Raw genomic sequence first — 24874 nt, 5'->3', positions numbered from 1 at the left:
GGAATGAAGAAGCCGAATTATTCCACTTCGTCCATTTTGCCAAGTAGTGCACGAATGCGCTCTTGCCATTGTGCGTGCTCTTGCTGTGCTTGTTGTGCTTTTTGCTCTAGCTCTTCACGTTGAGAGCGAAGCTCGTTAGCTTCTTCCGCAAGTTTAGCTTTATCTTCTTTCAGCTCTTCGACTTCCATCTGAAGAAGAGTGATTGTGTCAACTGCAGTTTGAATTTTAGATTCTAGTTGTTCTAGTACTTCAAAAGACATCTTGGCCTACCTATGTTATTCCGTTGGGACGATGTGCGAGATTGATGCACACCTAACCTATATAAGGTTCATTCTACTCAGCGTCGCGATGAGAAACACTCACTATATTCGATATTTTGCATCATTCGGTCAAAAAATCAGCGCAATCTCACTAAACGCTGACTTTTCTTGTCGCCGAAGCATTTTTGAGCAAGGATTTTGCGTCCCGCTACTCTGAAAATCGCCCTAAGTATTGATCAAATTCAAGTTAGATAAAGTAAAAGCCTCGCAAAAAGGCAAACGTTTACTCGACCTTGTGATAGAATCGCCGCGCAAATTCTTCTTCCCTCTTGCTTACTTGGAGACATCATGAAACGCGATTTAGCAATGGCATTTTCCCGTGTGACTGAAGGTGCAGCTCTGGCTGGTTACAAATGGCTTGGCCGTGGCGATAAAAACGCAGCCGATGGCGCAGCTGTTGAAGTTATGCGCACGCTACTGAACAAAACAGATATCAGTGGTGAAATTGTCATTGGTGAAGGTGAAATCGATGATGCGCCAATGCTGTACATTGGTGAGCAAGTTGGTATTGGTGGTGATGAAGTAGATATTGCAGTCGACCCGATTGAAGGAACGCGTATGACGGCAATGGGACAATCGAACGCACTAGCCGTACTTGCCGCAGGTGAGAAAGGCAGCTTTCTTAAAGCGCCAGATATGTACATGGAAAAACTGGTTGTTGGCCCTGGTGCAAAAGGCGCAATTGACTTAGAAAAGCCGTTAAAAGAAAACCTAGAGAACGTAGCAAAAGCCCTGAACAAGCCACTTGATACCCTAGTCGTTATTACCCTTGCGAAACCTCGCCACGATGACGTTATTGCAGAAATGCAAGCAATGGGCGTACGTGTCTTTGCGGTGCCTGATGGTGACGTCGCTGCCTCTATTCTAACTTGTATGCCAGACAGTGAAGTGGACATGATGTACTGTATTGGCGGTGCGCCAGAAGGGGTTGTATCAGCAGCGGTAATTCGAGCGCTAGATGGTGACATGCACGGTCGCCTGCTTCCTCGTCATGAGGTAAAAGGCGATACTGAAGAAAACCGCATTTACGGCGCAGATGAACTAAAACGCTGCGATGAAATGGGCGTAAAAGCGAATGTTGTCCTCAAAATGGAAGACATGGCTCGTAGCGACAATGTGGTATTTTCAGCTACAGGCATCACTAAAGGTGACTTGCTGGAAGGTATCTCTCGTCAAGGCAATATTGCAACCACAGAAACGCTGCTCGTGCGCGGTCGATGCCGAACTATTCGCCGCATTAAGTCGACTCACTACCTAGATCGTAAAGATCCAGAAGTACGCGATATTATTCTTTAAGCATTTCTCGAGGCTCTAGCTCAATCTGAGTTTGAGCCTTTCTTTCCGCACAACGGGCAATAGATTCTGAATCACACTCGTTCCTCGTTGTTCAGAATGACGGTGACTTTAATAAGCTCTAAATCAAAAGAACTCGTCATTCTAGCCAGCTCCAGCGAGACTAAGAATCTGGTAACAGCAAACTCCTATTCTGTCCTGCTCGCCTTAACCGCTGCTCAACCAAAAGATAGATTCTGAATCACTCTCGTTCCTCGTTGTTCTGAATGACGGTGACTTTAATTAGCCCTAAATCAAAAAAATTCGTCATTCTAGCGAGCCCCAGCGAGACTAAGAATCTAGTAGTAACAAGCTCCTGTTCTTGCCTGGTCACCTTAACCACTACTCAACCAAAAGATAGATTCTGAATCACCTCGTTCCTCGCTGTTCAGAATGACGGAGACTTTAATAAGCTCTAAATCAAAAGAACTCGTCATTCTAGCGAGCTCCAGCGAGACTAAGAATCTGGTAACAGCAAACTCCTATTCTTTCCTGATCGCCTTAACCACTGCTCAACCAGGAGATGGATTTTGAATCACCTCGTTCCTCGCTGTTCAGAATGACGACATATATTGGCTCATATGAACATAGCCCCTACAAATCCACACTCAAATTAAGTCAACACTTTTCTTTACTAACCCTATCGCGCATAATATGTACTGACGTATAAATGGTGGGTATATGAAGACCGTAGATAGGATATTGCAAATCGTTAAGCGTGATGGCTCCGTCACTGCAAAACAACTCTCTTCTGAGCTAGGTATGACAACCATGGGGGCTCGTCAGCACCTGCAAAGTTTAGAAGATGATGGCATTCTTTCTATCCATGACGTAAAAGTAAAAGTTGGTCGCCCTGCTCGTCATTGGTCTCTCACTCAAAAAGGTCATGAGCAATTTGCTGACCGTCACGGTGAGTTGACCATTCAGTTTATAGAAGCTGTCGAACATATCTTTGGCAAAGATGGACTGGAAAAAGTCACATCAGAAAGGGAAAAACTCACGTTACAAAGTTATCGTCAGTATCTTGAGCAATGCGACTCTCTGCAAAGCAAACTAGAAACACTTGTCACATTAAGAGAGCAAGAAGGCTATATGGCCGAGCTCGAGAAAGATGAGAACGGATTCATCTTGATCGAAAATCACTGTCCGATTTGTAAAGCCGCAACTCGCTGCCCAAGCTTGTGCCAATCAGAATTAAGTGTCTTCCAGTCTTTACTTGGATGTGACACCAAAGTAGAGCGTACCGAACACATCATTAGTGGCCAAAGACGCTGCGTTTACCGCATCCAACAACTGCAGTAACCACCACAACCAAACATCGACATGCCGCACTTATTCAATCTCAAGCTTGAAAGCTTCTCTTATAAGTGAGATGGCTGAAGAATTCATCCTCTCTCCTCTTTCTAGTGGTATAGGCTTTTAGTAACTAAAGGCAACTTCCATAAGGATTTGGAGAGCATCGATGTCTAATCTACGTCATATCCCATCCCAAACGCTTCCTCCATTCGATGAAATGGTTCGAATGGCAGAGCGAGACCCAGAAGCTTTTGAGCAATTTCGTCATGAGATGGCGAAAGAGATGATCGAAAGCGCATCAGAAGATATGAAAGCAAGATTGTGGGCTCAACAAAGCCACATTGATAGAGTCATCAGCACGTGTAAAAACCCTCATCACACCAATGTGGTATTGATGAACGAGTTGCGAAAACAGGTCGTAAAGTTCAAAACAGCGCTAGAAGGGGAAGCGGCACCGACACAAAAAGCGGATGTGGTTAGCTTAAATGCGTTTAAAGATAGGGATGATTTTTACTGATACTCAATAGATAGATCGAGAAAGTTAGGGTTCGTTTCTCTTACCAAGGCTAACTTCCACTCACGCTTCCACTGCTTGAGCTGCTTTTCTCGGTTTATAGCATTAGCCATATCGTCGAATAACTCAAAGTAAACGAGCTTATGAACGTTGTATTTCTTGGTAAACCCTTCCACTACTCCATTTTTATGTTGCCATATTCTTTGGGGCAGCTGACTGGTAACACCTATGTAGAGAACGGCGTTGTTATTTGACGTTAGGATATAAACGCAAGGTGTTTTATCGATGATTCATTCTCCTTCATTATTCGCTTTTACTTTTCCATTGTAATTCGCAAGCTCAGGCAGTTTATTTCAAACTCGGAGCGCTCTATGCGTAGATTCTGAATCACACTCGTTCCTCGCTGTTCAGAATGATGATGGCTTTAACAGTCTCTATATCAAAAGAGTTCGTCACTCAATCGAGCTGTAGCGAAACTAAGAATCTGGTATCAGCAAGCTCCTACTCTTTCACACTCAGCTTAACCACTGCTCAACCGGACGATAGATTCTGAATCACCTCGTTCCTCGCTGTTCAGAATGACGATGGCTTTAAGAGCCTCTAAATAAAAAGAGCTCGTCATTCTAGCGAGCCTTAGCGAGACTAAGAATCTAGTAACAGCAAACTCCTATTCTTTCCCGCTCAGCTTAACCACTGCTCAACCGGACGATAGATTCTGGACCACGCTCATTCCTCGCTGTTCAGAATGACAGTGGCTTTAACAGCCTCTAAATCAAAAGAGTTCGTCATTCTAGCGAGCCTTAGCGAGACTAAAAATCTCGTAACAGCAAGCTCCTATTCTTTCCCGTTCACCTAAACCACCGCACAATCGGATGATAGATTCTGAATCACGCTCGTTCCTCGTTGTTCAGAATGACGATGACTTTAAGAGCCTCTAAATAAAAAGAGCTCGTCATTCTAGCGAGCCTCAGCGAGACTAAGAATCTAGTAACAGCAAGCTCCTATTCTTTCCCGCTCAGCTTAACCACTGCTCAACCGGATGATAGATTCTGGACCACGCTCATTCCTCGCTGTTCAGAATGACAGTGGCTTTAACAGTATCTAAATCAAAAGAGTTTGTCATTCTAGCGAGCCTTAGCGAGACTAAGAATCTACTTTCAGCACGCACGATACTTGAAGCAATTACTCCGGCTCAGGGCCATATTGGTTTGGTCCTGATGTTCCCTTTAAGAAACCACATTCAATTAGAATCCATAAACCACAAATCAGAGAAATGGAAGCGACGAACATCTGTGGGGTCGACGGCTCTTGCGCGGCAGGGCTGGTCATTGGCGTGGCAATTCGTCCGATAATCAGCGGAATATTCAGTGCTAGCCAATAGATCGATTTGTTGCGGTCGTGCCAACGCTTGGTGGTGATCGCCAAATCAGGGATCAACAGAACCACCAAGAAAATAGGAAGAAGCACATAGGAGAGAGTAGGAAGCAGTTGGCTGATACCGGCACCAAAGCCTAGAATGGACACATAGTAAATGACGTTCCAAATCCAGTAGGTTTTACGGTTTATACGTCCTTGAAAAGAAAACAGTAACTCTTTAGTCGACATCAAATTTTACCCCAAAGTAGAAAGGTTATAGATTAGCCGAGTCGATATAGTTTGGAAAGGACACCGATAGCTTGGGTGCCCACAACGACCTTACAATAAGCAGAGCCAGGCTGAGAATTCGTAACAATAACCCCTCGCTATTCTCGGGCAATTCAGCGCAACCTAGTTCACTACCTTTTGGAAGCTATCTATATCCATATCTCGGATATTGACCGTTAAACTGTGCACGTGACTAGCTTGCTCTTGAAGTGTCGCCATCAAGGCTCGTGACAGTTCTCGCTTTTGTTCTTGGGAGCGACCAGATAACAAATCAAAGTTGATATGGATAAAGTCGAGGCTATCACCCTCCTCTCCTATTAACCAATTGTGGCACCGGAGCGTTCTAGATTTCACTGACGCGAGTTCAAAAAGGCCACTTTCTAACGCCGTTTTATGTAAATCCTCCAGCAACCCCTGAACATTGACGCGTTCTTCCACCGAGTTTGAATACTCTAAAACGAGATTTGGCATTTTGATTCCTTTCTACAACAATTAATTCCAGCGCGTAGTAATACCAATCTCAGCAGCAATTTCCGAGGAATGAACTATCATTCTGTCTACGCGATCACCAATCGGTTGCTTTTGACAAAAATAACAGGATCGATGCTTGGTCGAATCAGCAAAGAAAGCCGGACAAGACATGACGCCAATCATGATCTGTTCACATTATTCTGTTATATTCCTACGTAGATTTTTTACATTAATTGACTATTTACATTAAAGATAAGGGAGATATTCCTATGCGTCGTCCTGTAGTGATGGGTAACTGGAAACTAAACGGCAGCAAAGCAATGGTAACTGAGCTGCTAACTGGTCTTAACGCTGAACTTGAAGGCGTTGAAGGTGTTGACGTAGCAGTCGCTCCACCAGCACTTTACATCGACCTAGCAGAGCGCGTAATCGCTGAAGGCGGTAACAAGATCATCCTAGGTGCTCAAAACACTGACCTAAACAACAGCGGTGCGTTCACTGGCGATATGTCTCCAGAAATGCTGAAAGATTTCGGTGCTACTCACATCATCATCGGTCACTCAGAGCGTCGTGAATACCACAACGAATCTGACGAGTTCATCGCTAAGAAATTCAACTTCCTAAAAGAAAACGGCCTAACACCTGTTTTCTGTATCGGTGAATCTGAAGCGCAAAATGAAGCTGGCGAAACTGAAGCTGTATGTGCACGTCAAATCAACGCAGTTATCGACACTTACGGTGTTGAAGCTCTAAACGGCGCAATCATCGCTTACGAACCAATCTGGGCTATCGGTACTGGTAAAGCAGCAACAGCTGAAGATGCACAACGCATCCACGCTTCTATCCGCGCACTAATCGCAGCGAAAGACGAAGCAGTTGCAGCACAAGTAATCATCCAATACGGCGGTTCTGTTAAGCCAGAAAACGCTGAAGCTTACTTCTCACAACCAGACATCGACGGCGCTCTCGTTGGCGGTGCTTCTCTAGACGCGAAAAGCTTCGCAGCAATCGCTAAAGCAGCGGCTAAAGCAAAAGCTTAATCTCGTTTTTACTGAGAGTAAAAATAACAAAGGGATGCATCATGCATCCCTTTTTGTTTGTGTATTAGATTACACACGATCATCTTAACTAAAGTCTAATCACTACCAAATAGGTCTCGCGTGTACACCTTATCAGCCACATCAGTAAGTTCTTCAACCATACGGTTAGAGACAATCACATCTGCGCTTTGTTTAAACTCATTCAGGTCGTTGATTACACGTGAGTTAAAGAACTCGTCTTCCTGAAGTACTGGTTCATACACCACCACTTCAATACCCTTTGCCTTGATACGCTTCATAATACCTTGAATAGACGAAGCGCGGAAATTATCTGAGCCAGCTTTCATTATCAAACGGTATATCCCAACCACTTTAGGTTCTCGTTTGAGAATAGACTCAGCAATAAAGTCTTTACGAGTTCGATTGGCTTCCACTATGGCCCCAATAATACTGTTTGGGACATCTTGATAGTTTGCACGAAGTTGCTTGGTATCTTTTGGTAAACAATAACCACCATATCCAAATGAAGGATTGTTGTAGTGGTTACCAATACGGGGGTCCAAACCAACACCTTCGATAATTTGGCGAGAATCAAGATTATGCGTCTCAGCGTAAGAATCTAACTCATTGAAATAAGCTACGCGCATTGCAAGGTAAGTATTTGAGAACAACTTAACCGCTTCAGCTTCTGTAGAATCAGTAAACAAAACTGGGATGTCTTCTTTTACCGCCCCTTCAACTAGAAGATTGGCGAATGTCTCAGCACGTGAACTGCGCTCACCAACAATGATGCGAGATGGGTGGAGGTTATCGTAAAGTGCTTTGCCTTCGCGAAGAAACTCTGGCGAGAAAATAATATTTTCACAACCTAACTCTTGCTTAATGCGTGCAGTATAACCCACAGGCACTGTAGACTTAATTACCATTACAGCATTTGGATTAATCGCCATTACATCTTTTATCACCGCTTCGACGGAAGCCGTATTAAAGTAATTGGTTTGTGGGTCATAATCCGTTGGCGTTGCTATAACAACAAAATCAGCACCTTTGTAGGCGAGCTCTTTGTCCGTGGTAGCAGTAAAGTCTAGTTCTCGATTAGACAGAAAATCTTCAATTTCTTTATCCACAATGGGTGAACACTTGTTGTTAAGCAACTCAACTTTTTTTTCTACAATATCAAGTGCAACAACTTGGTGGTTTTGGGCTAACAACATCGCATTAGAGAGCCCGACATACCCCGTACCGGCAACCGCTATTTTCATTCCAATACCCTAATCTTTAGTTCTTATATCAGAATATCAATAGTTTTAATTTTTGGATAGTGAAACAATATTGTGCAACCTAAGCTTCATACATTAGAAAATAAAAAAGCGGCACATTGGCCGCTTTTATACATTGTACTGTTCTATGGGTTTAGTCTAACTGAGTTGATAAGTAACGCAGGTAGGCGTTACGTAAGCGAATCTTATTCTCTTCAAAGTAATCGCTACCATAACGACCACGGTTGAAGTAACGACGTAGCATGCTGTTGTCCATGATAAGCTCATCACCTTGTCCATCACTTAAGAAATTGACGTCATTGCCTACTCGCGTCATCACATTAAAGTCATAAGCTTCGTTACCTCGAACCTGCAATAAGCTAGGAGACATATCACGCCAAGGTGTTAGTGGTAGCTTGACTGACACAGCGACAAACTGCTCTTCATCAGTATCTTTGTACTTAGTAACCTGATAAGTAGCAGAAACCTCAATATCCTCAAACCAATGCGATGTTGTTAGCTTAGCACCAACATCGCCCCGCCAAAACTCACCCGCTGTCGCGTTAAACTGCCAATCCCATTCGGGCATTGAAAAAGTATAGCGAGCTAGCGAAGTTTGACGATCGAGAGTTTCATAGCCATTTTCATCTTTCTCATCGACGTGCTGGAAGTAGCTCATTTCCAAACTCAAAGCGTGCGCACCAGACTGAGAAAACCATGTAGACTCACTTCTCGCGCCAATATAATCTGTTTTCGCCAGACCGACGGATACTTGGTTCGCAATATCGACATAAGGTAAACGGAAGAATTGGTGCAACATTGCGCGTTCGATATCATTTTCGTAAGCACTATCCTCAAAGTATCCCCATTTTTCATAATCGTCAGTTTCCGCTAACGGCAAAATATGGCGAACATCGACAGCCGCGCCAGACCAAAGGTAGGTATATAAGTTACTCGACATCGCAAAAGAGTAGTCATAAACACCAAACTCGGTCGCAACGGCATGACGAACCATTGGTGAAAAGACAAGTTGAGACTCTAGTGCGCCGCTATTTACGCGCTCTGTTTTCCAGTTAACCAACTCAAGTTTTTCGGCTAAATCTCGTGTCGTGAACTTAATATCCTCGCACGCAGCAGAACCATTGATAAAACTCTGATAGCACGTTGAATTCGCTTGCACGCTCACAACGGGCTTTTGGTTTGCGAGCATAAATAGCTCAATACGCTCTGAATCACCACCCACTTCTGATACCGCGTTTTGACCTAGGTGGCTAGAGATGATCCCCATAGCAACACCTAAACCATCTACTTGGTTATGGTTATAACGACGGTTTTCTAGCGCCACTACTGTTGTTTGATTCAGCAAACCGATTTGAGTATTCACAAAGCCTTCATTACGAAGCGCGCTCACTAAAGCAGAGATAGAAGCCTCTTTAGCTTTATTCTGCTCCAAAGACAGCTTTTCCATTAACGTGAGATTATTGCGCGAGTAATCGCGAGAACGTGTATACCCAGTAACTAGAGGTACTGAAAGTGCCGCGTTCCAAATATTTTGTTCATCAGTATTGTGGCCAGAGTAAAGCTGATAACTGAGCGAGGCTGTCACATCATAAGGCAATGTGCCTTGTGGGGTAAAAAGCTTGACCGAGGAGTTAAACTCCACAGCATCGTATTCTCCGCTAACCTGCAAAAAGCTCAATGGTTGATATTCAATACCACCGAATGGGCCATCCATCACACCTAATTCGATATCAGAAAGCCCATAACCTGCAGAAACGCGAACCGGAGCAAAGTCGAACGAGTAATCTGCAACCGCATATTTCGTACTGAACTGATTGGCTGAGCCACCTAAGTCCTGAATACCTAGAGCAAAGTCGAGATTCTCCGATCCCCAAAAGTGAGGGACCTGATACTTGAAAGACATAGATAAATCACGGGTATCACCACAATCGTAAAAACAATTTGAGGTATAGTCATCCGTTACAATTCTTCCGTGAGCTTCCAAGCCATCAAACATACCGAACGAGAATTTTAGAGAATCTAAATCTTGAACTGCCGTCCTAAATGGTAAGCCTTGAGCGTACGTAAAAGAAAAATCGCCGTAATCTAAAGACTGTGCATTGGGCGTAAAAGTCAATCCGGTAAAGCTTTGGTTCGAAGGTAGCGTCGCCAACTCCTGAGCGGTAAGAGAAGTACTTACCAATAGCGGCAGCGATAATGCTGCTATCCCTGTTTTTATCGTTTTCTGTGCCATCAGTTTTAGCCACTGTTAATGTATTGAATACAGAAAAAGGCACTCAGAAGTGCCTTTTTGAGATTACGACATGTTCACGTTACGCTCGTAGTAAACAAACCACCACTGCGAGCACCAAGACAACATATCTTATTAATTTTTCTATTATTTACCAACCAGACAAAAGCATCAAGTTTCACTTGCATTACTTTGCTTTGGTTCAAAAGTATATAACTCCGCAGTGCGAGTATTTTGCTTCCATACGAGATCTTCAATGCCGTCCACCGGATTAAAGCCTGTAGGAGCATCGAGTAACAAGCGACGAATCACTTCGTGTTGGAAGTTGTGACAGGCGACATCGAGCTTGTCGATTAAGATTTCATACTCTTTTAGTGGTAGGTAACTTTCTTGCGCTGTCATAATACGTGCGTGTGCCGTTTCGGAAACATTGTCATCTCCAATCAACAGCTCTTCATATAACTTCTCTCCCGGTCTCAAACCTGTGAAGAGAATCTCTATATCGCCATGAGGATTGTTTTCATCTTTAACTTCAAGTCCTGACAGGTAAACCAAGTTCTTCGCTAGATCGACAATCTTAACGGGCTCCCCCATATCGAGAACAAATACATCGCCACCTTTACCCATCGCCCCAGCTTGAATAACCAACTGGGCAGCTTCTGGAATTGTCATAAAGTATCGAGTAATGTCTTTGTGGGTGACCGTAATAGGTTCTCGCTTCTCAATCTGTTTTTTGAATACAGGAATTACCGAGCCAGACGAACCCAAAACATTACCAAAGCGCACCATACAGAAACGCGTACCCAGATTAGGGTTGCTCTCACGAATTCGGTTTTGTTGCTCCGCCAACGCCTGTAGCCCTAACTCAGCCATACGTTTAGTCGCACCCATCACGTTCGTTGGTCTAACAGCCTTATCAGTAGAAATAAGAACAAAATTCTTCACACCTGCATCAATCGCCGCTTGCGCTGTATAGTAAGTGCCAAACACATTGTTTCTTACACCTTCAACAACGTTGTACTCCACCAGCGGAACATGTTTGTACGCCGCAGCATGGTAAACCGTGTCCACTTCAAAGGCTTTCATGGTAGTTTCTAAGCGATTTTGTCTCTGCACAGAGCCAACCAATGGAACGACGACAATGCTCAGATTGTTAGCTTTAATGATTTGACTCAATTCACTGTGCACCTGATACAACGCAAATTCAGACAGTTCAAATAAGATCAATGATTTTGGCGAGTAGTTTAAAATCTGACGACATAACTCAGAGCCAATTGAACCACCAGCTCCCGTCACCATCACTACTTGATTCTTGATGTTCGCTTCCATTAATACTTGTTGCGGCTGAACAGGGTCTCGACCTAACAAATCACCAATCGGAACCTCTTTCAGTTCATCAATTTTCGCCTTACCCGTAAGGATATCTTTCATATCTGGAACGGTTTGGATTTCAACAGGCAGTTTAGAAATTCTATCTAAGACTTCCTTACGGCGTTTGTTTGAAGCGCTAGGAATAGCAAGTAAGATTTTTTTTACTTCATACTTTCTAATCGCCTTCATCGCGTTATCCGCTGTATAGACTCGGTAACCCATTAGCATTGTGTTTTGAAGCGTTTTGTCTTCGTCGACAAAGCCAATAACTCGGTAGGTTTCTGATTGTCGCAGCGCAAACGCAAGCTCACGACCGGCACTACCAGCACCATAAATAAGAACTGGCGCTCCGGCTTTGTGTACCGATTGAGCAACCAAACTCCTTACCAGCAGACGGCTAGTCCCTACACCGATCGCAAGAAAAGCGGCATAAATAAAAGGAATCGAGCGTGGTAGTTGGGCATCAAATGCGAAAGCAAAGCTGGCCACACAAAGCGCAGATAGAATCGTACCCAACCCGACGACTGCCAGAACATGAAAGCCTAAATAGCGTAGCACCGCTCGGTAGAGGCCAAACGAGACAAAAACAGCAAGAGTACAGACAATGGTTGCCAACAATACATAGTTACTGCTTATATCTGGAAGTGGGCGGAATTCACCAATGCGAGACCAATAAGCAAACATAAAAGCAGCAGAGATAATAAAGAAATCCACTCCGATACTAATAAGGCGCTTTTGATATCTCGGTAAAGACCAAATGACGTTAAGTTTGGAATTATTTTCAATCATGACAGTATGTAAGCCTCATTACCCCAAGTTTATTTTTAGAGTTTGGTGGTAATGCTAGTTAATATTATGAGATAGCCTGAGCAAAGATTATACAACCTGATGATTATGTATAGAACCATTAATTGCATATTCTCTCACTGCATCGCATCTTTTAAGCAATCTGCGTAGCAGACATTTTACATTTTCATCAAGTGGTGGGACGCTGTTACAGGAAAACATAAATAACGACATATTAAAGCACTATTATTTATGCGTCCCACTTAGACTGAACTGGTTTACTTCTGCGCTTCTAACAACACTTCACGGATCACACCGCACGTTTTAGCGACTTCTTCTGACGATAATGTTGGATGAACCAAAAACATTAAACTGGTTTCACCTAACTGCACTGCATTCGGCAAACGTTTTTCTGGTCGCCATGGCGTATTATCAAATGCTTTTTCTAAATACACCTCAGAGCAGCTACCTTGATAAGCCGGAACACCACGTTCCACAATGGCTTCCACAATGCGATCTCTCGTCCAGCCCTCTGCCAAATGTTTAGGCTCAACAAAAAGGTAATGTTTGTATTCAGCGTGCAGCGAATGCTCAGGCACGTGAACGCGTCGAACGATATTGAGATCTGCAACAGCCTCATCGATTTGTGCCGCATTAGCTTGGCGTTTTGCCGTCCACTCTGACATGCGAGTCAATTGAATACGACCAACCACAGCTTGTAGCTCAGTCATACGCCAGTTGGTTCCAAAGCTGTCGTGCAACCAGCGAAAGCCTGGTGGATGCTGACGGTTATAAATCGCGTCATAGTTTTTACCATGATCTTTGTAAGACCACATTTTTGACCACAAATCTTTATCATTCGTGGTCACCATGCCGCCTTCACCACCTGTCGTCATGATCTTATCTTGACAGAATGACCAAGCACCAATGTGACCAATTGTGCCGACACTGCGGCCTTTATATTTCGCGCCATGTGCTTGAGCACAATCTTCAATAACATAAAAACCATGTCTTTCTGCAAGCGCCATAATGGCATCCATTTCTGCCGGCATACCAGCCAAATGAACAACGATGACCGCTTTAGTCTTAGGAGTTAGGACCGCTTCAATCGACGCTGCCGTAATGGCTTGGCTATTGAGATCTACATCCGCAAAAACAGGATTAGCACCAGCCGTAACAATAGAGGACGCAGAAGCAAGAAACGTTCTAGGCGTCGTAATAACCTCATCCCCTTCACCAATCGCTAACGCTTTAAGCGCGACATCGAGTGCAAGGGTACCATTGCTTAGTGCAACAGCATGATCACATCCAACCCAAGCTGCGAATTCTTTTTCGAACTCACGGCACTCACTACCCGTCCAGTAGTTTACTTTGTTTGACAGTAGTACACGACTAACTGCGTCGGCTTCTTCTTGAGTAAAAGAAGGCCATGGAGAAAATGGAGTATTAAGCACGATGTCACCTAAATAAAAATTATTCTGAGAATGTTATTTTGAATTTACGAGCTGTGCAGGCGTACCCACAACAGTTTGCAAATCTGGTACATGGTTCAGGACAGTCGCGCCAGCTCCTACCATTACGCCCGTACCAATGGAAATAAGTTGTTTAACTTGGCTTCCGATACCGAGCCAAGAACCTTCCCCGACAGTTACCCCGCCCGCAAGATTACAACCAGGGCTAACATGAACGCCATCCGCTAAATGGCAGTCATGATCTATCGTTGAGGCCGTGTTAATAATGCATGCTTTACCAACTTTGACAAAAGGATTGATGACAGCACCAGCCATGACCACCGTACCTTTATCAAGCTGACTATGCCGACTAATTGTGGCCCTAGGGTGCTCTAGTACAGAGAACTTAGCGCCAGCTGTACTGAGCTGATTCTGCTTTTCTAACCTGATTTTATTATTGCCGATGGCTATCACCGTTAGATCAAACTGCGCCGCTATCTTTAACAAGGTTTCGGAATTCCCTTTGACTGGCCAATGCTCCACATTTTGCAACCCTGGCCAGCGATCATCAAAAAACTCAATGTTTGTATAACCATTTAGCTCCGCAATTTCAGCAACGACTTTCCCGTGACCACTAGCGCCTAAAATTGCGCAAGTTCTATTCATGGACTTCGCTCTGCTTTGATTGACCAGTAAAAGGTTCTATCGTGACATGGCCATCTGCCGATATTCCTTCCTTCACAAACACTTTTTTAACGGTTAGGAACAGAATTTTGATATCTAGCCATAGGTTACGATTATCGACATACCAGACATCGAGCTTAAACTTATCTTCCCAATTAATCGCATTACGCCCATTAATTTGAGCCCAGCCCGTTACGCCAGGCCTGACTTCGTGACGTCTTGCTTGCTCTTTACTATAAAGCGGTAAGTACTGCATTAATAAAGGACGTGGCCCCACTAAACTCATCTCACCTTTCAATACGTTCCACAACTCCGGAAGCTCATCGAGACTTGAATTTCTCAATTTGTCTCCGAACGGAGTCATTCGCTCGGAATCAGGAAGTGGATTTCCTTGTGAATCGACTGCATCTTTCATGGTACGGAACTTAACCATTTCAAATGGTTTGCCATGCAAACCAGGACGTGTTTGACGAAACAACACGGGCGAGCCTAAGTTCTTGCGTATTTTCCAAGCTACGAGCGCGATAATTGGTGAAAGCAAAATAAGGGCAAATAAAGAAGCCGTGAAATCAAATGATCTTTTCATTATTTACCTCTGCAGATTTCACATCTGATTGAGCCGTTCCTACTACCCACTGAACCCATTTATCAGCTAACAACTGACGGTCAAACTGACTTTCAGCAAGCTGTCGAGCGGATGCCCCCATGTTAACAAGCGCCCCTCGATTATCTGACGCCTGCTCTAAGGCATTTGCAAATGCCTGCGGATTTTCCGGAGCCACAGTAAAGCCACACTGAGAATCTTCTATCATCCCTGCTAACCAACCTGGGTAGTTATTAATCACAGGGAGGCCCGCAGAAATATAATCGAAAAATTTATTCGGAGATGTTCCGTAATAAAAAGCAGGGATATTTGCCAACACTTGCATTCCAACATCAGCGCTTGCCATCAAACCCGCCAACTTCTGCTTATTTACAGGAGGGTGAAATACAACGTTATTCAGCTGCATCTCTTTAGCTTTCGCCTCCAATTGTGGTTTTAGCTTACCTTGCCCCACCAAAACTAACTTAATATCGTTTCGGCCACGGCTTTGTAACTCTGTCGCTGCATCTAAGACAGCATCCAAACCGTTCGCCATACCATGAGTGCCAGTGAAAACCGCCATCAAATCTTCTTGCGCGACACCTTCTGGTCGCCATGGCTCGCTTGGTTGAGTAAAGATGGAGAGATCACAGCCATTGGGCACCATCGCGATTTTGTCTTTAGGTACTCCACGCTTCTTGATTCCCTCGACAATGCCAGGAGAAAGGCCAATACAGCGATTCGCACTGCGATAAGACGCCCATTCTAATAGAGACATCAAACCCAAAATGATAGGGTTTGTAATTACCCCCATTTCTTTTGGTAATTCAGGCCACAAATCCCTTACTTCAAATACAAACGGCTTTCCACGTAACCAACGTGCAAAAATACCTGGAATACCCGCTGTTAATGGTGTTGTTGTTGCAAACAATACATCGTATTTCTCTGTAAAAGCTAAGCCGATACTTTTGAGTGCAAACTTAACAAATGTCATGCTTCTTTTAAGAAAGCCATCTGAGTTGGAATACGCCAAATCAAACTCAATGATGCGGATACCATCGACGACGCCCTCACGTTTGCCACCAATAAACTCTGACTCTAACCCTGTCTCTCCTCCACCATATGTGCCACATACCATAGTGACATTATGCCCATGGTGAATTAGGCGCTTTGACATCTCGTAGGAACGTATTCCTGTGGAACCTTTAGGTGTTGAAAAATGTTGATGAAAATAAAGAATATTCATTATCTGTAATTATACTCTGTCGTTATTTTGCCATCTGACGTTACTTCGATTTCCAAAACAGGAATGGAAGTTTCTTGGTAGTAATAGCGCGACTCTTTTCCTTCGACTAACTCAAGTCGTTTGATGTCAGTATTACTATTTATCGTTATAGAATGAATATGGTTGGTGATGCGATTGCCTTCTATCATCCATTCCCCTGGACTCAGGCGCCAACGTAGTATCGCTTTGTTCTGTACACCGTGGATATCATCGACAACTCGCAGCGCACTGTTCGAAAGAGAAATCTCTCTTTTATGACTGCACCCCAAATAGTCACGGTAACTAGCGCTACAATATTGGCGATCTTCATCCCAATGGACATTTTCAGCCTTAAGCCAAGCACCTAAGAGAAATCTGCTCAAGCGTGGCATTTGTTCATGCTCATCAAACTGAACCGTATTATGACTTTGCGTTCCACCATAGTAATCGATATATGCTTGACCAGCATTGTAACTAAAGGTGCCACCGTCTCTTAACAGGTTTACACCATCAAGCCAAAAGTCCACATGTAGAGCATCGTTTTGAGCAGGTCGAAAACGAAAGATAGGGTAATTGAATAGTGCAAACGCTCCAGTTTGGCTTCTTAATCCGACGTATCCGCCTTGCGCAAAATGAAATGAACTTGGTTTGTTAAGTGCTTGCTGTGGTTTACTTAACCCCAGAAGTTTAAGTGGTTCATCATAGCTACCTGCTTTTTCCCAAGCAGATGACTGCAAGAACAGGACTGAGGCGAGCTGAACCGTTGGGCGAAAATCTCGATAATCCGAGTCACTTAAAGGTAACAACCTTGCGCCATCGTTATGACCTAAATTAGGTGCATCCCCATTTACTTCTTGAATCAACTGATATAACCATTGAGTCGCCAAACCAATTTTTGTATACAACGACGGACTAAACGACTTGAGATTAAGTTCCCGTCTCCATAGCTCAGCCATTGAGTAAGTATCTAACATAACTCGGTGATAGTTGACTGAATACTGGCTGAATGTTCCATCACAATCGATTAAATGCTTTGCTCGATTCTCTAACCACTTACGCCCCATTTTTTGCCAGCGCATAGCGCTTTTATCGCCATTGGAAACAAGCCAACTTCCACCGATAAATAGGGCTGCAGCTTCCGAAGTGCCATGGTTGTTATCTTGAGCAACGGCATAAGAGATGGTCGGGGCAATGCGTTTTAAGTGGGCTTTAACAAATGCCAACAGTGCAGGTTCAGGACTTTCAATTTGATTCAATAATTTAGCAGCCATAGCCAAATGCATGACTCTTATTGAGGCTTCTTGACCACACTTCCAGTTCGGCCCCAAATAAGGAGAATTGTATTTTAGCCAATCTTTCGTAGTTGCATTCAGCTCATCAAGCGCTTGCTCTCTTCCAGAAAGATAATCCTTCGCTAAGCCTAGCACCCAGTCAAATCTAGATGCTTCCCAAACCCCTTTAATATCACCAACATTAGAATCAAAGTCAGACAAACAAAACCAAGGTTTTTCCATGTTGGAGTAGCATTTTCCAGTTAATGCGCTCTCCGACCATCGCAATTCACTGACTAATCGCTTCGGCTTCCAACCAAAAGGGGAGAGTTGGTATCGCTGACTAGATTTACATTGAACGGAAGCAGATAAAGGACGAAACAAAAGCCCCGATATCGAGGCTTGATTGAGACGCTTAACTGGGTTTAATCCGCTTCGGACACCTAGTTGGTAAACTGCCACTCTGGCTAAATTGAAAACACCCAAGTTCTTTGCAGTTTGCGCTTTTAGTTTTAGACTCATTGTTGTTTACGCAATTGCTCTGCTATTTCAATTGTCACTCTTGCTACCTCAAACAACTCTCGAGGTGGAATCGGCGACTCTTTACCTGATTCAATAGCACTAAGGAAAGCAGCCGCACAACCTGTTTGGCCTTTGTCTTGTTTCCATAAATTCATTTTACTAAAGCCAGGCCAACCAAAACCTTTTAGCTTACGGAAGTTGTCCAATTGAAGTACTCTACCTGCAGCGAAAACTTCTACGCGCTCTTTCGGGAAGTTAGCAGCACCATTAGCTAAGTAGTGGATAGTGCCGAAAGAACCATCAGCAAAACCAAGAATAATCGCAGCTTTATCTTCCATGATATCAACACTATCAACATCACCCATACGACGACACTGCACAGAAACAATCTCTGAATCAGCTAGGTATCTCATTAGATCAATGAAATGGCACGCCTCGCCAATAATACGACCGCCGCCAATTTCATTATCTTGCGTCCAGTGAGCCGCAGGGATAGCTCCAGCATTCATGGTCATCATAAAGCTTTTAGGCTCTTTGAGTGATGAAAGCAGCTCTTTCATTTTTTGGACTTGAGGGGAGAAACGACGATTAAAGCCAACCATCAGCTTTGGAGCAGATGCAGTGGATGACTTAGAGTAGTATGTCGCTTCTACTTCTGCTAGCTCTTCAAGCGTTACAGCTAGAGGCTTCTCAACAAATACGTTCTTACCTGCGTTTAGCGCTTCAGATACAAAATGAGCATGGCTGTTATGGCGCGTTACAATAGCTACAGTGTTGATTTCTGGATCAGAAATCATTGCGCTTGTATCTGTTGTGGTTTTCGCAAAGCCTGCTTTTTCACCATGAGTTACGCCATTAATACCACCAGAAGTGGCGATAGTGTGTAATTGAGCGCCTCCCGCTTTAAACGCAGGGATCAACATGCGAGAAGCGTAGTTCCCAGCCCCAACAAACCCAACAACAGGTTTAGATGCTTCAAAAGTCGCTTCGCGGTTAAGTGTGATGGATTTCTCGTGACGAGAACTGCACTCACTCTGATATTGAAGCAAAATACCCAGCGCTGACTTATCAGAAGTCAGTAATTCATATGCTTGCGCTGCATCTTCAAATTTAAATCGATGAGTAATAAGTGGTTTAACATCAACTTGGCCAGAGGCCATCATGTCCAAGATAGCTTCGAAATTTCGTTGTTCAGTCCAACGTACAAAAGCATATGGGTAATCTTGACCATTATCTTCGTAGTTGGCATCGTAGCGACCAGGGCCATAAGAACAAGAGACTTGGAAGGTTAGTTCTTTCTCATAGAAATCCGCTCGATTTAGCTCTAAGCCAGTCACACCGACAAGGATAATGCGGCCGCGCTTACGACTCATTCGTGCAGCTTGGGTCACTGGATCAGTTGATTTTGTCGAAGCAGTAATAATTACGCCATCGACGCCGTTTCCACGGCTAAATGCCATACCAGCTGCAACAGGATCTTCACCTTTACCAGGGTTACAAACTTCCGCGCCGAATTGCTTCGCCAGCTCCAACTTCGCATCATCGTAATCAATCGCCAGTACACGACAACCTTGAGCACGCAGCAATTGAACGGTTAGTAAACCAATTAAGCCAACACCAGTAACAACAAATGCTTCTCCTAACGTCGGTTCGGCTAAACGAATACCTTGTAAACCAATACTCGCAACAATGGTGAATGATGCTTCTTCATCGGATACGTTGTCTGGAATTAAAGCGCACAAATTTTTAGGTACACGAACAACATCAGCATGAGGACCGTTCGATACAACGCGATCCCCCTCTTTGAAGCCTTGAACACCTTTACCGACAGCATTAACGACACCAACGTTGCAATACCCCAATGGTAGTGGTTGTGCTAGCTTAGACTGTACAGCTTCCAACGTGGTCATTAGTCCGTCAGTTTGTACTTTCTCTAATACCATTTTTACTTTATCAGGTTGCTGACGTGCTTTATCTAGTAGGCTTGCTTTACCAAAGTCTACAAGCATGCGTTCTGTACCTGCAGAAATTAAAGAAATACTAGTATCAATTAATAGATTACCAGCTGAAGCTTTTGGGGCTGGTGCTTCTACTAAGTTAGAACCACCTTTAGCCATGTCTTGTAGTACTTGTTTCATTATTCCATCTAACCTTTCTCAAAATAAGCAAAAATATAACAGCGAGCAAGCCATTATTTATTAGTTGTATTGGACTATTTGATATCCAAGAAGACAAATAAACTATCAATGCAGAGTAACAACACAGTCTCAATAACCCACGCCCGCCAGATATAAACCTGTAATAAGATAACTGACAAATCGCACCATATAAATAGGCAAAAATATATGTCCCAAGCATTCCAAAATTATAAAACGCCGAACCCCAAATACTTAGTGGAGCTGTTCCTCTATCCGACCTGAACAATATATAATGTATCTGATTCGCGATATCGCTCCCTTTAACACCAGGAAGAATACCAACAATGCTCTTAAACCAATCGTAACCCGATTGAAGTTCTAAATTATAAATATACTGAAAACCCACTATTGAGCTTAATTGATTGGATGCAAACACACGATGTAACAATTGTTCAAAGCCAGATGCAATACCACCATCCTCAATCCGTCCGAGGCTAACAGAGAAAGTGACAAACATAAATAGAACAACAGGTAATGAAATCATGAAGAATTTTAGTGGTACATTGCCTGACTTGTAAATCAAGTAAAAGTTAAAATATATGAGAAAAGCCATAACTAAAAAAGTTCTCTGACCAGTTCCCATTAATGCCCACAACAAAAACAAACCACCTACAGTTATATATAACAAAAAGATCTTTGATTTTCTAAGCACTAAAGAAAAAAACAAAAATAATACAGGCAACATTGTATTTTTAAACTGATTAACGTAACCAGCCGCCACGTAGTTATCACCTGCATATGACTGTAACCTCATCGTTGTAAAGTCATCCACCCCTCCGAGTAGCGACTTCGTAAACAAGTTATAACCAACCGCTTTATAATAAATAACAACAACAACAATAGACAACACCAAAAACATCAGCGCTAAAAATTCAGTTTGCTTTACTTCACTCGTAATATTTTCCGACCAAAAGTTTTTATATTTTTTCTCTATAGGGAAAATAGTTGAAACGACACTCGCACCAAGCGAAAAGAATAAGGGAGAAAGCAGAACAACCCAAGCATGAACATAGTCAGCGGTGATATCCAAGTCTAAAAGTAAGAAGGATCCCACTCCCATAACCCAATTAAAAAACAAAAAACCAATTACTGGATTAGACAGCCAAATGCTTCTATTAAGGACAACACCAAAAATACTTAATAGTGTAAATATAAGAAATAGAATAGCATTCATATTCTTTTACCAGACATCAAGACACCAAAACGCCCAACAACATCACCCATTACACGTCTAACATAATTTTTATCCTCTAAAAATCTTGAGCAATTATAAGAGACCATAGTAATCAAAATAACAAATAAAAATGAAAAGGCTATCACACATTGCAAGTTAAAAGATATCAAATCAGATACCAGCGAATAATACAACATTAGCAAAGGCCAATGTATTATATACAGTGTATATGAAAACTGAGATGAATTCGCAAAGAAGACGCAAACTGGATTACCAATAAATATCTTTACAGATAAAGAATTAAATAGTTTCAATCTAATAAGAACAAGAACAAAGCAAATAGAAAAAAGGTATCTGGAACCAAATGTTAGAATTTCAGAGCGTGAAAAAATCAAGCAATATAAAACGATAGATGAGAAAAGTAAGATAACAACATCTACCCCCCATTTTCTAATGGAGAACCTCTCAATATTTTGATAAAGAACAAGGTATAAGAAACCCAACCCCCAAGAAAAAAATCCCCCAAAGAAAAGAAACCATTTACCAAAGAATAAAACAAACATGAAAAAAGCGACAGGTAGTGATAGCAGCATTTTATTATGAAGAAGTGAAAAAACAATAAGAGCTGTCAATATGTAATACCAGAACTCATAAGATAAACTCCATAGAGGCCCATTCATGCTCGGCGTTAGAAATACATCTGTTGAAATGTTCTGAAGAAAAATCAAACTTGCGAAGATGTCTACGACATTATATTCAAATGACTCTCTAACTAGGAAAATTTCATGTCCATTAGAAAACGGGATTCCGAAAAAAGTAACAACAAAATAGACCAATGTAACAACGAGCACAGAGAAGATTAGTGGTGGATACAGCCTTAACAGTCTATTTAAGACAAAGTCCTTGATATTAAATGAGCAAAAACCATTCGAGCTTAAATTTCTATAAATAGAATTAGATATCATGAAACCGCTAAGGACAAAAAAAACAATCACAGCATACTGCGCAACCGTATAAACGACTTTGTTAATCAAAGTCGACTCAAAAAATGGCTGGAACATCATTTGATAAACATGAGCTAAAACTACCAAATAAGCACTAAATCCTCTTAGTACGTCAAAAAACCTCGAATCTTCTTTTGAAATCTTATTATACGTACTTAGATTCATCTTTACACTCTATCAGATTCATTCCACTAAATAATAAAGCCAGTTTATCTTCGAAGTACCCATTATATTCTTCTATATTTCCTAACCTATCTTTAATGCTTTGAAGACGCTGAGGATTTTCAAGCAAGGATAATATTGACAACTTCAACCCATCTAAATCATTATAATTACAAGATATAGTAACTTGTTCTTCAATTAGCCTTTTAGCTGTAATCACTTCAGAGTTAACTATAATACCGTTATTGAACTTTATTGCATCGCCCCATTTATTCGACTCAGCATACCTGTTAATTTCCACCTTAGGATCATAATACGTAAATACTAAATCAGAATTAAGGTATGTAGATAAAGCCTCCGAGTTTGTCACCGAACCAATATATCTTACTTTATCTAACTGGGATAGTTCCAGAGCTTCTTGACAGTCTAATTTCCCAGCTAAAATAAAGTAAACCGGATACGACTCTAGTTCCTTCGCTAAATCTAATATAACCGACATCCCTCTTCCTGCACCAAGCCAACCATTGATATTAATCGTTAAGCCACATTCAATCTTTGATACTTTAGGCTTTAACTCTTTAGCTTTATCAATTTCAACCTTGCTAGGAATATTTTTTACAAGATAAAATTTATCACTTTCAAAGTCATAACGCTCTATACTTGGAATAATGTGCTTATATACATTCCTTGAAGTTATTTTTTCCAAAAATGACAACAGGCTGTCAAAAGGTGACGGTAGTTTGAACAACATAGAGAATCGATCTGCATCATCAAAAACCACTTTATAGCCTATAATTTTTGACGATAGTAATAGAGGAAAGGAACTTTCAAAACCTAATGCCCAAACAACATCTCCTTTCTTAAAGCTAAAGCCTTTCAAAAAAACTTTGGCAAACCATAGAAAATACATTAGTTTTACCTTTCTTCCACCATACCCTCCACCTTTAATAAGGATATCCTTCTCTATATTGTCATTGAAATAGACTTCCTCTTTTTCTCCCTCTACCCTTTCCCAACCTACATGCTTGACAGTAACATCGCTATTACAAAATAAAAACGAAACAAGTTTATACAACCTTGTTCTTTTTGATATTGATGACAAAGGTGCTACAATAATAAATTTTTTCATCTTACTCTCTGATATGATATAAACAAACCGGTAACCACTCTAACTCCCCAGTTAGTGATTGAAGAAAACATAACAGATATAACTGGGTTAACGTTAAGAAAAACAAGAAAAACGAAAATCAAAAAAGATAAAGCAAGAGCCGCTATATTAAACTTTGAAAACTGAATTAACCTTTTCGTAGATGATGCAACGCCAATTAATGCTGATGGTATTACATAATATAGCCGCAAAAAACCCAAGATTACAATTAGCGCAGCCAACATATTATTCAATTCATATTTATCAGAATAAAAGTAGTCAAAGGCAAAGCTACCAAAACAATAAGAAATCAGTGAGAGGCCGAGACCTATAAGTATAAAAATTAAATTGATTTTTTTGAAAAAAGTGATATTTATACTGTCTTTTTTTTCTCTGAGGTAAGGTCCAAGATAAAAACCTATAAAGCCATTTAAAAACACCACAAGTGGTAAAAAAACAGAAAAATGAACAAATAGATTTGCAGAACTATCAGTAAACCCAAAAAAATTCAGTAAAATCTGTTCAAAGTTCACTGATAAATTCAAGCCAACTGTTTGCAGAAAAAAATACTTTGCTTCTTTAAGTATAAGTTCCTTTGGTGCTATACTTCCCTCTCTACTTTTCACCAAATAATAACTCACCCAGTCTTTTCTATGCATAGCAACAACTAACACTCCCAGCAGCGAAACTAGCACAGAAAATATAATCACCCCTTCGATGTTATAAATACTTTCAGAGGCAACAGACCAGCAAACAGAAACAAAAAAAATAACTTTCCATCCATTCAAGGAAATTTGTGCCCTATTCATCTTCAAAGCCCCTCTGTATATTGAATAGGACAAAGAAATAAAAGCGAGAGATACAATTAAAACAAAAACAAAATATATTGAAACAGGTTTTATCAACACCACAACAAAGGAGACTAAAAATGACAAGAAAAGCACTCTTAATATCATGTACCTCCAAATTGACATTAATGTTTCAGGCCTTCTTAATAATACTTGGTCTAATCCTAATATCACTGTACTAGCAGCGAGCAGCATTATTGACTTCAAGAATGCCCAAAGTGCAATATCATCCAATGGATAATACTTAGATATAACAATATCAGACAGTAAAAAAGCGCCCAT

21 protein-coding genes are annotated in these 24874 nt (G+C 41.9%); 4 read left to right on the top strand and 17 right to left on the bottom strand.

The annotated features are described in order from the left end of the window. Positions 1 to 17: 17 nt before the first annotated feature. Positions 18 to 260, bottom strand: a complete 243-nt coding sequence (gene zapB / locus NL626_RS15730) for a cell division protein ZapB (RefSeq protein WP_005379536.1) — start codon at positions 258 to 260, stop codon at positions 18 to 20. 348 nt (positions 261 to 608) lie between these two features. On the opposite strand from zapB, the gene glpX reads away from it, so the two are divergent. The 3 genes from glpX (at position 609) to NL626_RS15715 (ending at position 3465) form a co-directional block, all read left to right on the top strand. After that, on the top strand, positions 609 to 1616 hold the full coding sequence (gene glpX, locus NL626_RS15725) for a class II fructose-bisphosphatase (RefSeq protein WP_137281674.1): 1008 nt from the start codon (positions 609 to 611) through the stop codon (positions 1614 to 1616). A 717-nt stretch (positions 1617 to 2333) separates the two neighbouring features. After that, positions 2334 to 2954 carry a metalloregulator ArsR/SmtB family transcription factor gene (locus tag NL626_RS15720; protein WP_253657525.1) on the top strand — a complete coding sequence of 207 codons (621 nt, stop codon included), beginning with the start codon at positions 2334 to 2336 and terminating at the stop codon, positions 2952 to 2954. 160 nt (positions 2955 to 3114) lie between these two features. Continuing rightward, complete coding sequence (locus NL626_RS15715; RefSeq protein ID WP_253657524.1) at positions 3115 to 3465, top strand: DUF3135 domain-containing protein; 351 nt, start codon at positions 3115 to 3117, stop codon at positions 3463 to 3465. On the opposite strand, the gene NL626_RS15710 is transcribed toward NL626_RS15715, so the two are convergent. The 3 genes from NL626_RS15710 to NL626_RS15700 form a co-directional block, all read right to left on the bottom strand. Next, a complete protein-coding gene (locus NL626_RS15710) occupies positions 3459 to 3749 on the bottom strand; it encodes a GIY-YIG nuclease family protein (protein WP_080773739.1) in 291 nt (96 codons plus the stop codon). The two genes, NL626_RS15715 and NL626_RS15710, sit on opposite strands and share 7 nt — an antisense overlap. A gap of 895 nt (positions 3750 to 4644) precedes the next feature. Then, a complete protein-coding gene (locus NL626_RS15705) occupies positions 4645 to 5067 on the bottom strand; it encodes a DUF805 domain-containing protein (protein WP_005384868.1) in 423 nt (140 codons plus the stop codon). A 162-nt stretch (positions 5068 to 5229) separates the two neighbouring features. Next, positions 5230 to 5577 (bottom strand): 5-carboxymethyl-2-hydroxymuconate Delta-isomerase, encoded by a 348-nt coding sequence (locus tag NL626_RS15700; protein ID WP_017820736.1) that lies wholly within the window; start codon positions 5575 to 5577, stop codon positions 5230 to 5232. A gap of 269 nt (positions 5578 to 5846) precedes the next feature. Here NL626_RS15700 and tpiA point away from each other — a divergent pair, with 269 nt between their 5' ends. Next, the gene (gene tpiA / locus NL626_RS15695) at positions 5847 to 6617 is read left to right on the top strand and encodes a triose-phosphate isomerase (RefSeq protein WP_005384863.1); all 771 of its coding nucleotides are present in this window, start codon (positions 5847 to 5849) and stop codon (positions 6615 to 6617) included. 95 nt (positions 6618 to 6712) lie between these two features. Here the strand turns inward: tpiA and NL626_RS15690 are convergent, their stop codons facing one another. The 13 genes from NL626_RS15690 to NL626_RS15630 all read right to left on the bottom strand — a co-directional run bounded on the left by NL626_RS15690 (position 6713) and on the right by NL626_RS15630 (position 24826). Beyond that, complete coding sequence (locus NL626_RS15690; protein WP_213912282.1) at positions 6713 to 7879, bottom strand: nucleotide sugar dehydrogenase; 1167 nt, start codon at positions 7877 to 7879, stop codon at positions 6713 to 6715. 151 nt (positions 7880 to 8030) lie between these two features. Then, the gene (locus NL626_RS15685) at positions 8031 to 10130 is read right to left on the bottom strand and encodes a YjbH domain-containing protein (protein WP_253657523.1); all 2100 of its coding nucleotides are present in this window, start codon (positions 10128 to 10130) and stop codon (positions 8031 to 8033) included. Positions 10131 to 10298: 168 nt separating this feature from the next. Then, a complete protein-coding gene (locus NL626_RS15680; RefSeq protein WP_054574231.1) occupies positions 10299 to 12287 on the bottom strand; it encodes a nucleoside-diphosphate sugar epimerase/dehydratase in 1989 nt (662 codons plus the stop codon). 275 nt (positions 12288 to 12562) lie between these two features. Then, positions 12563 to 13738: a DegT/DnrJ/EryC1/StrS aminotransferase family protein gene (locus NL626_RS15675; protein WP_253657522.1), complete on the bottom strand. Its 1176-nt coding sequence runs from the start codon at positions 13736 to 13738 to the stop codon at positions 12563 to 12565. A gap of 33 nt (positions 13739 to 13771) precedes the next feature. Continuing rightward, positions 13772 to 14401: an acetyltransferase gene (locus tag NL626_RS15670; protein ID WP_047103861.1), complete on the bottom strand. Its 630-nt coding sequence runs from the start codon at positions 14399 to 14401 to the stop codon at positions 13772 to 13774. After that, positions 14394 to 15005, bottom strand: coding sequence for a sugar transferase (locus NL626_RS15665; protein ID WP_253657521.1), 612 nt, complete (start codon positions 15003 to 15005; stop codon positions 14394 to 14396). The genes NL626_RS15670 and NL626_RS15665 overlap by 8 nt, the downstream gene beginning before the upstream one ends. Further along, on the bottom strand, positions 14989 to 16248 hold the full coding sequence (locus NL626_RS15660) for a glycosyltransferase family 4 protein (RefSeq protein ID WP_262589774.1): 1260 nt from the start codon (positions 16246 to 16248) through the stop codon (positions 14989 to 14991). The genes NL626_RS15665 and NL626_RS15660 overlap by 17 nt, the downstream gene beginning before the upstream one ends. Continuing rightward, positions 16248 to 18059, bottom strand: a complete 1812-nt coding sequence (locus NL626_RS15655) for a heparinase II/III-family protein (RefSeq protein WP_253657519.1) — start codon at positions 18057 to 18059, stop codon at positions 16248 to 16250. Before NL626_RS15655 ends, NL626_RS15660 begins: the two co-directional genes overlap by 1 nt. Further along, the gene (locus tag NL626_RS15650; protein ID WP_253657518.1) at positions 18056 to 20197 is read right to left on the bottom strand and encodes a bi-domain-containing oxidoreductase; all 2142 of its coding nucleotides are present in this window, start codon (positions 20195 to 20197) and stop codon (positions 18056 to 18058) included. The genes NL626_RS15655 and NL626_RS15650 overlap by 4 nt, the downstream gene beginning before the upstream one ends. Beyond that, a complete protein-coding gene (locus tag NL626_RS15645; RefSeq protein WP_253657517.1) occupies positions 20169 to 21431 on the bottom strand; it encodes an O-antigen polymerase in 1263 nt (420 codons plus the stop codon). Before NL626_RS15645 ends, NL626_RS15650 begins: the two co-directional genes overlap by 29 nt. Next, positions 21428 to 22600 (bottom strand): acyltransferase, encoded by a 1173-nt coding sequence (locus NL626_RS15640; RefSeq protein WP_253657516.1) that lies wholly within the window; start codon positions 22598 to 22600, stop codon positions 21428 to 21430. The genes NL626_RS15645 and NL626_RS15640 overlap by 4 nt, the downstream gene beginning before the upstream one ends. Next, a complete protein-coding gene (locus NL626_RS15635) occupies positions 22581 to 23726 on the bottom strand; it encodes a hypothetical protein (protein ID WP_253657515.1) in 1146 nt (381 codons plus the stop codon). Before NL626_RS15635 ends, NL626_RS15640 begins: the two co-directional genes overlap by 20 nt. Further along, positions 23723 to 24826, bottom strand: coding sequence for a hypothetical protein (locus NL626_RS15630; RefSeq protein ID WP_253657514.1), 1104 nt, complete (start codon positions 24824 to 24826; stop codon positions 23723 to 23725). Before NL626_RS15630 ends, NL626_RS15635 begins: the two co-directional genes overlap by 4 nt. Positions 24827 to 24874: the final 48 nt, after the last annotated feature.

The sequence above is a fragment of the Vibrio sp. Y58_MX_L22 genome, from assembly GCF_024181865.1.
In the GTDB taxonomy this organism is placed as follows: Bacteria; Pseudomonadota; Gammaproteobacteria; order Enterobacterales; family Vibrionaceae; genus Vibrio; species Vibrio alginolyticus.
The sequence above is the reverse complement of the archived record's forward strand: the minus strand, read 5'-3'. Positions and strand labels throughout refer to the sequence as shown.